Below are 14,172 nucleotides of genomic sequence, written 5' to 3' on the forward strand. Positions count from 1 at the left end.
AAGCGCTAGCGCCACCGGGCTTTGTTACAGGTTTAACCGATCTTACGTTTTACGGTCTTCTTCGTTCCCGCTCCACCGTTCGAACGCTGATGCACAATCGGCGTGTGCTTGGTCAGCGCCGGGCGCGTATTGCGATTCTGGCGACGCGCTTCGCGCATCTCCTCCAGCGTCGGGGCCGGTACCAGACAGTCGCGGCGCGAGCCGATCAGGTGCTTTTTGCCCATCTCTTCCAGCGCCTGGCGGATCAGCGGCCAGTTGGCCGGATCGTGGTAGCGCAGCAGCGCTTTGTGCAGACGACGCTGTTTATCCCCTTTCGGCACCACCACGTCTTCACTCTTATAGCCAATCTTACTCAGCGGGTTCTTGCCGGTGTAGTACATGGTCGTCGAGTTGGCGAGCGGTGACGGATAGAAGTTCTGCACCTGATCCAGGCGGAAGCGGCGCTGCTTCAGCCACAGCGCCAGATTCACCATGTCCTCATCACGCGTGCCCGGGTGGGCGGAGATGAAGTACGGGATCAGATACTGCTCTTTGCCCGCCTGCTTCGAGTAGGTGTCGAACAGCTGTTTAAAACGATCGTAGCTGCCCATGCCCGGCTTCATCATCTTCGACAGCGGGCCCTCTTCGGTGTGCTCCGGCGCAATCTTCAGATAGCCACCCACGTGGTGCGTCGCCAGCTCTTTGATGTAGCGCGGATCTTCCACGGCGATGTCATAACGCACCCCGGACGCGATGAGGATCTTCTTGATGCCTTTCAGATCGCGCGCGCGGCGGTAGAGGTTGATCGTCGGCTCGTGGTTGGTGTCCATGTGCTCACAAATGCTCGGATAGACGCAGGAGAGGCGACGACAGGTCTGTTCCGCGCGCGGTGATTTGCAGCGCAGCATATACATGTTCGCGGTTGGGCCGCCAAGATCGGAAATCACGCCGGTAAAGCCCGGCACGGAGTCGCGAATGGCTTCGATCTCATTGATGATTGAATCTTCAGAGCGGCTCTGAATAATGCGCCCTTCGTGCTCGGTAATGGAGCAGAAGGAACAGCCACCGAAGCAGCCGCGCATGATGTTGATCGAGAAGCGGATCATCTCATACGCCGGGATGCGGGCGTTGCCGTACGCCGGGTGCGGCACGCGCTTGTACGGCAGCGCAAAGACGCTGTCCATCTCTTCGGTGGAGAGCGGGATGGCCGGCGGGTTGATCCAGATAAAGCGCTCGCCGTGCTTCTGCATCAGCGCGCGGGCGCAGCCCGGGTTGGTTTCATGGTGCAGAATACGGGACGCGTGCGCGTAGAGCACCTTGTCAGCTTTCACCTTCTCGTAGGACGGCAGCAGTACGTAGGTCTTTTCCCACGGCTTCGGGCGCGGCGGCTGCACGACGATCGCCTTCGCTTCCGCCTTCTTTGGCTCTACCGGTTTGTTATCGGCACACGGCAGATCGTCGCCGTACGGATGTGGGATCGGGTCGATTTTGCCTGGCATATCGATGATGCGGGAATCTACCCCGCGCCAGCCCGGCAGCGCCTCTTTCACCATAATGGCGGTATTGCGCACGTCGCGGATGCTGCTCACCGGCTCGCCCTGCGACAGGCGGTGCGCCACTTCCACCAGCGGACGCTCGCCGTTTCCGTAAATCAGCATGTCGGCCTTGGAATCTACCAGCACCGAGCGGCGCACGGTATCTGACCAGTAGTCATAGTGCGCGGTGCGGCGCAGGCTCGCCTCGATGCCGCCCAGGATCACCGGCACGTCTTTCCAGGCTTCTTTGCAGCGCTGGGTATAGACCAGGGTCGCGCGATCCGGGCGTTTACCCGCCACGTTATCCGGCGTGTAGGCGTCGTCATGGCGCAGCTTACGGTCGGCGGTATAGCGGTTGATCATCGAATCCATGTTGCCTGCGGTCACGCCGAAGAACAGGTTCGGTTTACCCAGACGCATAAAGTCGTCTTTGCTGTTCCAGTCAGGCTGGGAGATGATCCCCACGCGGAAGCCCTGCGCCTCAAGCATGCGGCCACAGATGGCCATGCCGAAGCTCGGGTGGTCAACGTAGGCATCGCCCGTGACCAGAATGATGTCGCAGCTGTCCCAGCCCAGTTGGTCCATCTCTTCCCGGGACATCGGCAGGAATGGCGCCGGTCCAAAGCAGGCCGCCCAGTACTGGGGCCAGGAGAAGAGGTCACGATCCGGCTGGATCAGGGAAATTGCGCTCATAATGCTTCCGAAGAAAAAATAAACAAAAGGAGCGGGATTATACGCTGTTCATCCGCCAGATTTGAAGAAAAGGATGCAGGAAGCAGGCAGATATTCACGGAAGTCGTTAAAATATGCCGCCCTGATAATTTTGGATCATAATATTCACTCTATTTTCCGGTGATTTGCCCCGGAATGCGTGTTTGTGCGGAGCTCAGTTGTGAAGCCCAACGATTCGTTACATGTCTCCCAGCTGCGGGTTGTCCTGCACCTCTGCGGTTTCCTTGTGCTGCTGTACAGCCTTTCCATGCTGCCGCCGATGGTTATCGCCCTGCTGAATAAAGAGCGGACCTACTTTGCCTTCCTGACCACATTTTTAACCTTTTTTAGTCTCGGAGGCTTAACCTGGCGGGCAACCCGCCACGCCGGCATCCAGCTGCGCACCCGCGACGGTTTCGTGATTATCGTGCTGTTCTGGCTGCTGTTTTCATTGATTAGCGCCATGCCGCTCTGGATGGATGACGGGCTTCAGCTCTCCTTTGCTGACGCGCTCTTTGAAGGGGTTTCCGGGATCACCACTACCGGAGCGACGGTGATCGGGGACGTCAGCGCCCTGCCTAAGTCGTACCTGTATTACCGCGCTCAGCTGAATTTCATTGGCGGGTTAGGCGTCATCGTGCTGGCCGTCGCGGTCCTGCCGCTGCTGGGCATTGGCGGCATGAAGCTTTATCAGTCAGAGATGCCGGGGCCGTTCAAGGAGGAGCGTCTGACGCCCCGCCTTGCCGATACCGCGCGCACGCTGTGGGTGACCTACTTCGCGCTGGGCGTGGCCTGCACTCTGGCCTACTGGCTGGCGGGAATGTCCTTTTTTGACGCCGTCTGTCACGGGCTTTCGACCGTGTCACTGGGCGGCTTCTCCACCCGCAGCGAGAGCATTGGTTTTTATGACAGCCACGCAATCGAGCTGGTTGCCGGGGCGTTTTCGCTGCTCTCCGCGTTTAACTTCACCCTTTGGTACGTCGCCATTGTCCGACGCACCCTGAAGCCGATTCGTCGCAGCCCGGAGGTTAAATTCTTCCTGAGCGCCGCTGCGGCGATTATCCTCATCACCGCCTGGCAGGTCTGGCATGCAGGCATGTACAGCCCCACGGATAGCCTGGTGCACGCCTTCTTCCTTGCCAGTTCGATGATGACCGATAACGGCCTGTCGACCGCCGACTACGCCCAATGGCCCACCCACACCATCTTCCTGTTGTTGAGCGCCAGCTTTTTTGGCGGCTGCGTAGGCTCGACCTGCGGCGGGATCAAAGCCCTGCGTTTTTTGATTATGTTCAAGCAGAGTATTCAGGAGATGAACCAGCTGGCGCATCCGCGCGCGCTGCTGAGCATTAAGGTGGGCAAAAGCGTGGTGAATGAACGCGTCCTGCGCTCGGTCTGGAGCTTCTTCTTTCTCTACGTGATGATCACGGGCTTTTTTGTCTGGGCGCTTAATCTGATGGGCTACGATCTGTTTACATCATTCGCGACGGTCGCCGCCTGTATCAACAACATGGGGCTGGGATTTGGCGAGACGGCGTCGACGTTCGGCACGTTAACAGAAGGGGCTAAGCTGTTGATGTGCGCGGCAATGATCTTAGGGCGTCTGGAAATTTACCCGGTGCTGATTCTGTTCTCGCGCTTTTTCTGGCGGGCATAAACCATTCCCGGCGAACCGGGAATGTCAGAGGTTATGGCGCGGGGTTGATCAGCATCTGCCCTACGGAGCCCCTGTCCATCATCTCCAGCGTCTGGCTGTGGAACAGGAACGGGAAGTGCGGCCACGAAGGCTGGCCGTAGTAGACGAGCAGTTCAACCTGACCGTCCACCCAGACGGTGTCTTTCCAGCCGCGATCTTCCGGGAACGGCATCGCGCCGTTAACGTTGCGGATCAGGAAGCTTACCCCTTCAATATGGAAGGACTGCGGCATATCTGAACGCACCGTCCAGCGCTCCCAGGTGCCCTGCTGCGCGGTAATGTCGATGCGGTTGACGTCCCACAGCGCACCGTTGATGCCCGGATCGTCGCCCAGGCTGATATCACGGCTGCGCACCGGCGAGCCGCTCATGATCTCCTGCGGCAGCAGACGCATGGGCAGGCTATCGGTCACCAGCGGCAGCAGGCCGGTTGGACGCAGGGTCAGCACCAGGGTCGAGACAAGAATGCTCGACGGTTCAAAGAACCCGCGAATACGGTCAACAATGCTTGCCGCTTCGCCGCAGGTCACAGAGACTTCATCCCCGTTGGTCATATCAATGAGAATTTCGCGACGCTCACCCGGCGCGAGCGCCAGCTGTTTGACGGACACCGGTGCCGGTAAAAAACCCTGATCGCCGGAGATGACGTGCAGCGGACGGCCATCGCTCATTTGCAGCTGATAGCGGCGCGAGTTAGACGCGTTGAGCAGGCGCAGGCGCACCCAGCCACGGGACACTTCGACATACGGGCTCTGCGCGCCGTTAACCAGCAGCGTATCGCCAACGAAGCCACCGCTCCCCGGTTCGCTGTATTCCGGCGTACCGAAATTATCCAGACGTTTGTCCTGGATGATAATCGGGAAGTCATCCACGCCGTAGTGGTTCGGGATCGGCAGGGATTTGCTGACTTCATCTTCCACCAGCCACATGCCGGCCAGGCCGTTATAGACCTGCTGCGCCGTGCGGTTAGGGGTGTTGGCGTGATACCACAGGGTTGCCGCGCTCTGGCGAATCGGCAGAACGGGCGCCCAGTCGGCGCTGGGTGACATCATGCGCGCCGCGCCGCCAATCAGCGGGCCAGGCACCTGCAGGCCGCTGATGGTCATGGCGACATTTTCAGGGGTACGGTTACTGTAGATGAGCTTTACGTCATCGCCATTCCACACGCGTATGGTCGGCCCAAGGTAACGTCCGTTAATGCCCCAGACCGGCGCACGCGTCCCCTGGGTAAAGGACCAGTGGCTGCGCTGCAGCGTCAGGAAAAGCGGCTGGCCGCGACGGGATTCAATGAGTGGCGGAATAGGCAGCGGCTGTTGCTGCCCGGCGGCGCTGGCTTTCAGCGGCATCGCACCCGCACAAAGGGCGATCCCCGAAGCCTGAATAAACTGACGCCGACTGAGTGACATATAAGCTCCATCTGAAACGACTAACAACGCGGGAATTCGTTTTCCCTTCAACGCCGGGTTAGATCTTACCGGCGGCTTCTCTCTCTGCGACTTCTTTGTCGAGCAGCGCAATATGCTCAGCCATCAGATCACGGCAGTGCGCTGCCAGCTCGCGCACCTGATCTTTACCGTATTTGCTGGTATCGACGGGTGGCAGCATTTCGACAATCACCAGCCCGTTATTCAGGCGGTTAAGATTAATCTTATTCGAAGTATTGGAAACGCACACAGGAATAATTGGAACACCTGCCGCAATTGCGGCATGAAACGCACCGGTTTTAAACGGCAGCAGGCCGCGGCCGCGGCTGCGCGTCCCTTCCGGGAACATCCAGATTGAGATCCTGCGCTTTTTAAAATGATTCACCACTTCTGCAATGGTGCCGTGCGCTTTTGCACGGTTATTACGGTCAATCAACAGGTTACCGGTAAGCCAGTACAGCTGACCAAAAAACGGGATCCACAGCAGGCTTTTTTTGCCCACCGTCACGGTCGGTGGAAGCACGATATTGGAGGCCGTCACCATATCGTAGTTGTTCTGATGGTTGGCGATATAGATGGCGTTACCGAAATTCTCCGCTCCTTCCGGCAGGCGTTTTTCAACTTTCAGACCAAACAGCGGCGCAAGACGCCCGAACATATGGCCAAAGGTGGCGACATGCTTCGGATTACGCGGGCTGAACAGGCAATAAATAGAGCCGAAAATACAGACCAGAATACAGTAGATAACGGTAAGAATAAGACGAACAATATATAGCATAGCGACCTCTGAAGCCCTGACAGCTGACAATTATACTTCACCTGTGGCCAGGTAAGGACTTTATTACGAGCGCGTATTGTTAATCGCAACGCACGAATTAACAACGATTTTACGGGAAATTTTATTGAAATTCCCCCTCCGGACAGAGGGGGATATCATGACATTACTCTTCGCTGTCACCCGCCGCGCTGCGTGCAGGAGAGTCAATCTCCACGCGGTCGATACGCTGCAGGCCGCGCATCAGCGAGCCGCGGCGACCGCGCTCGCCCACCACCTTCTGCAGCTCTTCCGGACGAAGCTTGATTTTGCGCTTGCCGACGTGAATGGTCAGCGTGCTCTGCGGCGGCAGCAGGAAGAGGTGCGCCAGGCCATCTTCGCCTTTCGCGGCCTCCGCCGACGGGATGTTGATGATCTTGTTGCCCTTGCCTTTTGACAGCTCCGGCAGATCGCTGACCGGGAACATCAGCATACGTCCAGCGGTGGTGATCGCCAGCAGCATGTCGCTTTCGTTCTCGATCACCAGCGGTGCCATTACGTGAGCGTTGTCCGGCAGGCTAATCAGCGCCTTACCGGCACGGTTGCGGGAAACCAGATCGTTGAAGGTACAGATAAAACCGTAGCCCGCGTCAGACGCCAGCAGCAGCTTCTGGTCATCGGCTTCCATCAGCATATGGTCAACCGTCGCGCCCGGCGGCAGCGTCAGCTTACCTGTAAGCGGCTCGCCCTGCCCGCGTGCGGAAGGCAGCGTGATCGGGTCAATGGCATAGCTGCGACCGGTGGAGTCGATAAACGCCACCGGCTGGTTGCTCTTGCCTTTCACCGCCGCTTTAAAGCTGTCGCCCGCTTTGTAGCTGAGCCCCGGCGCGTCGATATCGTGGCCTTTGGCGCTGCGCACCCAGCCGCTCTGCGACAGGACAATGGTCACCGGCTCGGACGGCTGCATGTCGTGCTCGTTCATCGCCTTCGCTTCTTCGCGCTCGTGCAGCGGAGAACGACGGTCGTCACCAAACGCGTCGGCATCAGCCTGCAGCTCTTTCTTCAGCAGGGTGTTCATCTTGCGTTCGGACGCGAGGATCGCCTGCAGCTGATCGCGCTCTTTTTCCAGCTCGTTCTGCTCGCCGCGGATCTTCATCTCTTCCAGTTTGGCGAGATGGCGCAGCTTCAGCTCGAGGATCGCTTCGGCCTGGGTTTCGCTGATGCCAAAGCGCGACATCAGGGCGGGCTTCGGCTCGTCCTCGGTACGGATGATCTCAATCACCTCGTCGATATTGAGGAACGCCACCAGCAAACCTTCGAGGATATGCAGGCGCTTAAGCACTTTCTCCAGACGATGGTTCAGACGACGGCGTACCGTATCGCGGCGGAACGTCAGCCATTCGGAGAGGATCTCCAGCAGGTTTTTCACCGCCGGGCGTCCGTCGAGGCCGATCATGTTCAGGTTTATGCGGTAGCTTTTTTCCAGATCGGTGGTGGCGAACAGGTGATTCATCACCTGCTCCATGTCCACGCGATTGGAGCGCGGCACGATCACCAGACGGGTCGGGTTCTCGTGGTCAGACTCGTCGCGCAGGTCGTCCACCATCGGCAGCTTTTTATTGCGCATCTGGGAGGCGATCTGCTCCAGCACTTTGGCACCGGAAACCTGATGCGGCAGCGCGGTGATGACCACGGCGCCGTCTTCTTTATTCCACACCGCGCGCATGCGCACGGAGCCGCGACCGTTCTGGTAGATTTTGCGGATTTCCGCACGCGAGGTGATGATCTCAGCTTCGGTCGGGAAGTCCGGGCCCTGCACGATATCCAGCAGATCGTCGAGCGAGGTTTTCGGCTGCTCAATCAGGGTGATGGCGGCTTTCGCCACTTCACGCAGGTTGTGCGGCGGAATGTCCGTCGCCATACCGACCGCAATCCCGGTGGTGCCGTTCAGCAGGATGTTCGGCAGACGCGCGGGCAGCATCTTCGGCTCCTGCAGCGTACCGTCGAAGTTCGGTACCCAGTCAACGGTCCCCTGCCCCAGCTCGCCCAGCAGCACTTCGGCATATTTAGAGAGGCGGGACTCGGTATAACGCATCGCCGCGAAGGATTTTGGGTCGTCCGGCGCCCCCCAGTTCCCTTGACCATCCACCAGCGGGTAACGGTAAGAGAACGGCTGCGCCATCAGCACCATCGCTTCATAACAGGCGCTGTCGCCGTGCGGATGGTATTTACCCAGCACGTCACCGACGGTACGGGCGGATTTCTTGAACTTGGCGGTGGCATTCAGCCCCAGTTCGGACATCGCATACACGATGCGGCGCTGAACGGGCTTCAGGCCATCCCCGATAAACGGCAACGCCCTGTCCATGATGACGTACATGGAGTAGTTCAGGTAGGCGTTTTCCGTGAATTCATGTAGCGCGAGGCGCTCTGCCATATCGCTCATTACGTGTGATTCCTCAACTCAGAAACCGAAGGGTTTCAGGCAATATTGCCGCAGATACTACCCTATCTGACGAGTTGAGTCACAAAGAAAAAGGGCCGCTTATGCGGCCCTTTTCGGGTTATTTGTTCAGCTTAATGACCTGCTTCACGTCGATTTCAAAATCGTTCCACTCTTTATCGACCTTGCCCTGGATTTCCACTTTATCCAGCGGGGTGACGATCACGCCGTTCCAGCGCTTGTGGTCAATTTCCACGTTCACCGTGCCGGTCTCATCGCGGAAGGTGTAGCGGTCATCGGACAGGCGCTGGGTGATGTTCCCGCGCAGCTTCACCCAGCTGTCGTCCTTCATCTCTTTCACCTTCACCGCGGTGGTGAGGTTGGCGTCGTTATCGACAAAACCGCCTGCCTGCGTCTGGGTCTGGGTTTGCGTGGCGGACGGGCCGTTAAATCCGCCCTGCGCAGCAAAAACGGGGGCAGTGGCCATCATCATGATGGCGGCAATGGCAGCGAATTTTTTCATATTAACTCTCCCTTTAATCTGGTTTCGCAGTCCATTAAACAGGGTAATCCTTAACAACTTCTTAAGGGAAAAATTTATTTATTATTGCTGTACAGCAGGCGCTTACAGAGGGTTTACTGACGGCATCAAGGAGGGAACATGCGCATTTTACTGGTAGAAGACGACACGCTAATCGGCGACGGTATCAGGGCGGGTTTAAGCAAAATGGGCTTTAGCGTGGACTGGTTTACCGACGGTAAAACCGGTCAGGCCGCGCTCGCGTCTGCACCCTATGATGCCGTGGTGCTGGATCTGACGCTGCCGGAAATCGACGGTCTGGACATCCTGCGCGCGTGGCGCGAAAGCGGGCACAGCGAGCCGGTATTGATCCTGACCGCGCGGGATGCGCTTAACCAGCGCGTGGAAGGGCTGCGTCTTGGCGCGGATGATTATCTCTGCAAGCCGTTCGCGCTGATTGAAGTGGGTGCCCGCCTCGAGGCGCTGGTCCGCCGCAGCCACGGCCAGACGCATAGCGAGCTACGCCACGGCAAGGTCACGCTCGATCCGACCCGTCTCGTCGCCACGCTGGACGGTGAACCGCTGACGCTGAAGCCGAAAGAGTTCGCGCTGCTGGAACTGCTGATGCGCAATGCAGGCCGCGTGCTCCCTCGCAAGACGATTGAGGAAAAACTGTATACCTGGGACGACGACGTCTCCAGCAACGCGGTAGAAGTCCACGTTCATCATCTGCGCCGCAAGCTTGGCAGCGAGTTTATCCGCACCGTGCACGGCATCGGCTATACCCTGGGTGACGCATGAAGCTGACGCAACGCCTGAGCCTGAAGCTGCGCCTGACGCTCCTCTTTTTAGCGCTCTCTCTGACGGCATGGTTTGCCGCCAGCCTGGTGGCCTGGCAGCAAACCACCCACAAGCTGGATAAGCTCTTTGACACGCAGCAGATGCTGTTTGCCAAACGGCTGCTGACGATGGATCTGGACGAGATCCGCGCCCCCGAGCGGATGCGCGAGATCCCAAAAAAAGTGAAGCATGGCCGTCTCGATGACGACGCGCTGGCTTTCGCCATTTACAGCGTCGAGGGCAAAATGCTGCTGAACGACGGCGAGAACGGGCGCGATATTCCGTACCACTATCGCCGCGACGGGTTTGCTAACGGGCAGCTCCAGGACGACAACGACGAATGGCGTTTCCTGTGGCTGACCTCACCCGACGGGAAATACCGCGTGGTGGTCGGTCAGGAGTGGGAGTACCGCCAGGATATGGCGCTGGACGTGGTCAGCTCGCAGCTCACGCCCTGGCTGGTGGCGCTGCCGGTGATGCTGCTCTTGCTGGTTCTCCTCCTGAGCCGGGAGCTGAGGCCGCTCAAAAAGCTGGCGCAGACCCTGCGCTCCCGCTCGCCGGATGCGACCGATGCGCTTGTGCTTCAGGGTGTGCCCACGGAAGTGCGCCCCCTGCTCGACGCGCTGAATCACCTCTTCGCACGTACCCAGGAGATGATGACCCGCGAGCGCCGCTTTACGTCCGATGCCGCCCACGAGCTGCGCAGCCCGCTGGCGGCCCTGAAGGTGCAAACTGACGTGGCGCAGCTCTCGCAGGACGATCCGCAGGCGCGGGAAAAAGCGCTGGCACAGCTGCATGCGGGAATCGACCGCGCTTCGCGGCTGGTGGATCAGCTCCTCACCCTGTCGCGTCTGGACTCGCTGGATAACCTTGACGATGTCGAACCGATAACGCTTGCCGATTTACTTCAGTCGGCGGTGCTGGATATCTGGCATCCGGCGCAGCAGGCAGGGATTGATATTCGCCTCATCAACCATGCCCCGCAGGTCAAACGTCAGGGGCAGCCCCTGCTGCTCAGCCTGCTGGTGCGCAACCTGCTGGACAACGCCATCCGCTACAGTCCGCGCGGCAGCGTGGTGGACGTGACGCAGGACGCGCGTAGCTTTAGCGTGCGCGACAACGGTCCCGGCGTTGACCCCGAGGTGCTGGCGCGCATCGGCGAGCGTTTTTATCGTCCACCGGGCCAGAACGCCACGGGCAGCGGGCTGGGGCTCTCTATCGTCAGGCGCATTGCCGCGCTGCACGGGATGCGCGTCTCGCTGAGCAATGCGGCGGAAGGCGGCTTTGAGGTGAAGGTCAGCTGGTAGCGGATTATTGCATCTCCAGCAAAAGACTTTGCACATTTTGCTCATTTTTCCGCTCCGTCCTCGCGCGTAGAATACCCGGCATACTCTCATCGTCGAGGACAAATAATGAGCAACATCCTGATTATCAACGGTGCAAAAGAATTTGCGCACTCTAAAGGCCAGCTGAATGACACCCTGACCGAGGTCGCGGACGGTTTCCTGCGCGACGCCGGGCATGATGTTAAGGTCGTGCGTGCAGACAGCCACTACGACGTGAAGGCCGAAGTGCAGAACTTCCTGTGGGCTGACGTGGTGATCTGGCAGATGCCAGGCTGGTGGATGGGCGCGCCGTGGACCGTGAAAAAGTACATGGACGACGTGTTCACGGAAGGTCATGGCTCGCTGTATGCCAGCGATGGCCGCACCCGCTCTGACGCGTCCAAAAAATACGGTTCAGGCGGCCTGATTCAGGGCAAAAAATATATGCTGTCACTGACCTGGAACGCGCCGCTGGAAGCCTTCACCGAGAAAGATCAGTTCTTCGAAGGCGTGGGCGTAGACGGTGCTTATCTGCCGTTCCACAAGGCGAATCAGTTCCTGGGCATGGATCCGCTGCCGACCTTTATCGTCAACGACGTGATTAAAATGCCTGATGTCCCGCGCTATATCGCAGAATATCGCAAGCATCTCGCGGAAATTTTTGCTTAACTGGTAGCCTGGAATTAAAGGAGTAGTAAACATGCTTACCGTTATCGCAGAAATCCGTACTCGTCCAGGTCAACATCACCGCCAGGCGGTGCTGGATCAGTTCGCGAAAATCATCCCGACCGTACTGAAAGAAGAAGGCTGCCACGGCTACGCGCCGATGGTGGATGCTGCCACTGACGCCAGCTTCCAGGCGACCGCGCCGGACTCGATCATTATGGTTGAGCAGTGGGAAACCGTCGCGCATCTTGAAGCGCATCTGCAGACCGCGCACATGAAAGCGTGGAGCGACGCGGTGAAGGGCGACGTGCTGGAAACCCACATCCGCATCCTGGAGCAAGGGGTTTAAGTTCGTGGAATTTGCCGGGTGGCACTGCGTTTACCCGGCCAACAAAACCTGAACCGTAGGCCCGGTAAGCGCTAGCGCCACCGGGCTTTGTTGTTTTTAGCTGCTTTTCTTCCCCGGCTTTAACCCGCGATGGAGTTCGTTGATGCGCTTCATCGACTTGATGGCGCGCTGCGGTTCGGTGGCGGCGACGGACAAAATGATCATCTCCAGACAGAGCAGCACCGTGCCGTGGAGCGGGATTTTACCCTTTTCACCGCCGCGCGGAACGTGGATCACCACGCTGGCCTCCTTACTGAAACGCGAATCAAGGGCGTTGGTCAGCAGGATGGTGGGAATGCCCAGACGTTTAGCTTCACGCAGGGTGGTTTGCCCTTCCCGGTGCGCGGATTTCTGCGCCATCATCACCAGCACGTCACCGCGCTGAAGCGCAATCAGCTGTTCGGCAAGCCCGATCCCGGTACGGTTGAGCGGCGTGGCGGGTAACCCCATACGGCTGAACAGCCTGGCGGTGTACTCGGCCAGAATGCCGGAGGCGCCAATGCCAAATATGGCAACCTGCCTTGCCTGCGCCAGCAGTGAGACCGCCTGCGCCATCGCGTAGCGGTTGTGGGGCTCGGATAACACCTCGCAGGTGTGCTGATGTCCCTCCAGCACGAAATCAATGCTCGCGTTGACGTCGCTGGCGAGCGTGTTCACCGTGGTGGACATCTTTTCGCTGGAGGTGACCACCGGGCCAAACCACTGCTCCAGCGTCTGCTTGAGATCGCGCAGCCCGGCGAACCCCAGCGCCTGTATGGCGCGGACCACCGTGGCATCCGAGGTTTTCACTACGGCGGCAATCTCCATGGCGGTCTGCTCCATCACCGCTTCGCGGTTGTCATGGATATAGCGTGCGACCTGCAGCAGACGCGGCGTCAGCTGATGCGCCCGCGCGCGAAAGCGGTCGCCATAGACATCCACGCGCCCCTTCTCTTTGCGGATCACCGTGAGGCCTCCGGCAGCGGACGCCCGGCAATCTGTGACTGCACCTGCGCGGCCATCAGCCCTAAAGACGCGAACGAATTCGAGATCGCCTCTTCACGCGAGATCAGCACGTAATGCCCGCTCCGGCAGGCAGTCAGGAACTGACACCAGCCCGGCATCACCGCCTCCATCGCTGCCAGCTCGTCCTGCGGTTTACCGCCCGTATCCCCGCGCCAGGTAGCAAAGACGAAATCGGCATCCAGCTCCGGCAGGCGCTCGGCGCTGACGTCGATGCGCCCCCCTTCCGGGATGGACTCAATCAGTGGCGGGAATTTGAATCCGGCGTCGCGCAGAACGCGGCCCAGCGAGTGGTAGCTGTGCATGGCGTTGATTTTCCCCTGATTGGCCTGAATCACCGATACGGTGATTTTGCGCGTGTCGATGGTCGCCTTCAGCGCCTTGATTTGCTCCTGATATCGCCGCTCCAGAACCTTGAGCCGCGCCTGCGTTCCTGTCAGTTGAGCCAGCTTGCGGTAGATTTCCGGCGCGCCGCCGTCGAGATGATCGATGCTCACCGTCGGGGCAATTTTCGCTAATTGTTCCACCGGCGTGTTGCGGGTCGGCTCGGTAACGATCAGGTCAGGTTTGGCGGCGGCGATGGCTTCGATGTCGATATCCGCCGTGCCGATAAATTTGATATCGGAATTATCGAAGTCGACGCCGGTTAACATGCCGCTGGAGCGCAGAAAATGGCTGCCGTCAGGCCGCGTGCGGCCATGGCTCGCCACCGGCGGCACGCCAAGCTCAATCAGTGGAATGGTGATGTCCAGATCGTGTAAGGAGACAATCCGTTTCGGGTGCACCGGCACCACCACCTTGCGGTTCAGATCGTCGGTAAAGACCTGCGTCGGCTCCGCCGCGCTCACCGCGAACCCCACCAGCAACAGCATCGAAAACAGTACGCGCAT

Annotated in this window: 12 protein-coding genes; 5 read left to right on the forward strand and 7 right to left on the reverse strand. The window is 59.1% G+C overall.

Annotated features, from left to right (window positions below; translation table 11 throughout):
- Positions 1-32: 32 nt before the first annotated feature.
- Positions 33-2,207, reverse strand: coding sequence for a YgiQ family radical SAM protein (locus FHC48_RS14030; RefSeq protein WP_023344923.1), 2,175 nt, complete (start codon positions 2,205-2,207; stop codon positions 33-35).
- 199 nt (positions 2,208-2,406) lie between these two features.
- Here FHC48_RS14030 and FHC48_RS14035 point away from each other — a divergent pair, with 199 nt between their 5' ends.
- Entirely contained in the window at positions 2,407-3,882 is a 1,476-nt protein-coding gene (locus tag FHC48_RS14035) for a TrkH family potassium uptake protein (RefSeq protein ID WP_008502992.1), read from the forward strand.
- Positions 3,883-3,913: 31 nt separating this feature from the next.
- Here FHC48_RS14035 and ftsP read toward each other — a convergent pair whose 3' ends face one another.
- From ftsP to FHC48_RS14055, 4 genes are all read right to left on the reverse strand, one after another.
- Positions 3,914-5,326, reverse strand: coding sequence for a cell division protein FtsP (gene ftsP / locus FHC48_RS14040; protein WP_044597640.1), 1,413 nt, complete (start codon positions 5,324-5,326; stop codon positions 3,914-3,916).
- A gap of 58 nt (positions 5,327-5,384) precedes the next feature.
- Positions 5,385-6,122, reverse strand: a complete 738-nt coding sequence (gene plsC, locus FHC48_RS14045) for a 1-acylglycerol-3-phosphate O-acyltransferase (RefSeq protein WP_008502990.1) — start codon at positions 6,120-6,122, stop codon at positions 5,385-5,387.
- Positions 6,123-6,285: 163 nt separating this feature from the next.
- Positions 6,286-8,544, reverse strand: a complete 2,259-nt coding sequence (gene parC / locus FHC48_RS14050) for a DNA topoisomerase IV subunit A (RefSeq protein ID WP_045334453.1) — start codon at positions 8,542-8,544, stop codon at positions 6,286-6,288.
- A gap of 118 nt (positions 8,545-8,662) precedes the next feature.
- Positions 8,663-9,064 (reverse strand): YgiW/YdeI family stress tolerance OB fold protein, encoded by a 402-nt coding sequence (locus FHC48_RS14055; protein ID WP_059364645.1) that lies wholly within the window; start codon positions 9,062-9,064, stop codon positions 8,663-8,665.
- A 138-nt stretch (positions 9,065-9,202) separates the two neighbouring features.
- Here FHC48_RS14055 and qseB point away from each other — a divergent pair, with 138 nt between their 5' ends.
- The 4 genes from qseB (at position 9,203) to FHC48_RS14075 (ending at position 12,241) form a co-directional block, all read left to right on the forward strand.
- Entirely contained in the window at positions 9,203-9,862 is a 660-nt protein-coding gene (gene qseB, locus FHC48_RS14060) for a quorum sensing response regulator transcription factor QseB (RefSeq protein WP_023294563.1), read from the forward strand.
- On the forward strand, positions 9,859-11,208 hold the full coding sequence (qseC, locus tag FHC48_RS14065) for a quorum sensing histidine kinase QseC (protein ID WP_059364647.1): 1,350 nt from the start codon (positions 9,859-9,861) through the stop codon (positions 11,206-11,208). Before qseB ends, qseC begins: the two co-directional genes overlap by 4 nt.
- Positions 11,209-11,313: 105 nt before the next feature.
- Entirely contained in the window at positions 11,314-11,895 is a 582-nt protein-coding gene (locus FHC48_RS14070; protein ID WP_014833281.1) for an NAD(P)H-dependent oxidoreductase, read from the forward strand.
- A 31-nt stretch (positions 11,896-11,926) separates the two neighbouring features.
- On the forward strand, positions 11,927-12,241 hold the full coding sequence (locus FHC48_RS14075; RefSeq protein WP_008502984.1) for a putative quinol monooxygenase: 315 nt from the start codon (positions 11,927-11,929) through the stop codon (positions 12,239-12,241).
- 96 nt (positions 12,242-12,337) lie between these two features.
- Here the strand turns inward: FHC48_RS14075 and FHC48_RS14080 are convergent, their stop codons facing one another.
- Both FHC48_RS14080 and FHC48_RS14085 read right to left on the reverse strand, forming a co-directional pair.
- Positions 12,338-13,225: a MurR/RpiR family transcriptional regulator gene (locus FHC48_RS14080; protein ID WP_021242303.1), complete on the reverse strand. Its 888-nt coding sequence runs from the start codon at positions 13,223-13,225 to the stop codon at positions 12,338-12,340.
- A complete protein-coding gene (locus FHC48_RS14085) occupies positions 13,222-14,172 on the reverse strand; it encodes an iron-siderophore ABC transporter substrate-binding protein (RefSeq protein WP_063617876.1) in 951 nt (316 codons plus the stop codon). Before FHC48_RS14085 ends, FHC48_RS14080 begins: the two co-directional genes overlap by 4 nt.

The sequence above is a fragment of the Enterobacter sp. EC_50 genome, from assembly GCF_019584525.1.
Lineage (GTDB): Bacteria > Pseudomonadota > Gammaproteobacteria > Enterobacterales > Enterobacteriaceae > Enterobacter > Enterobacter roggenkampii.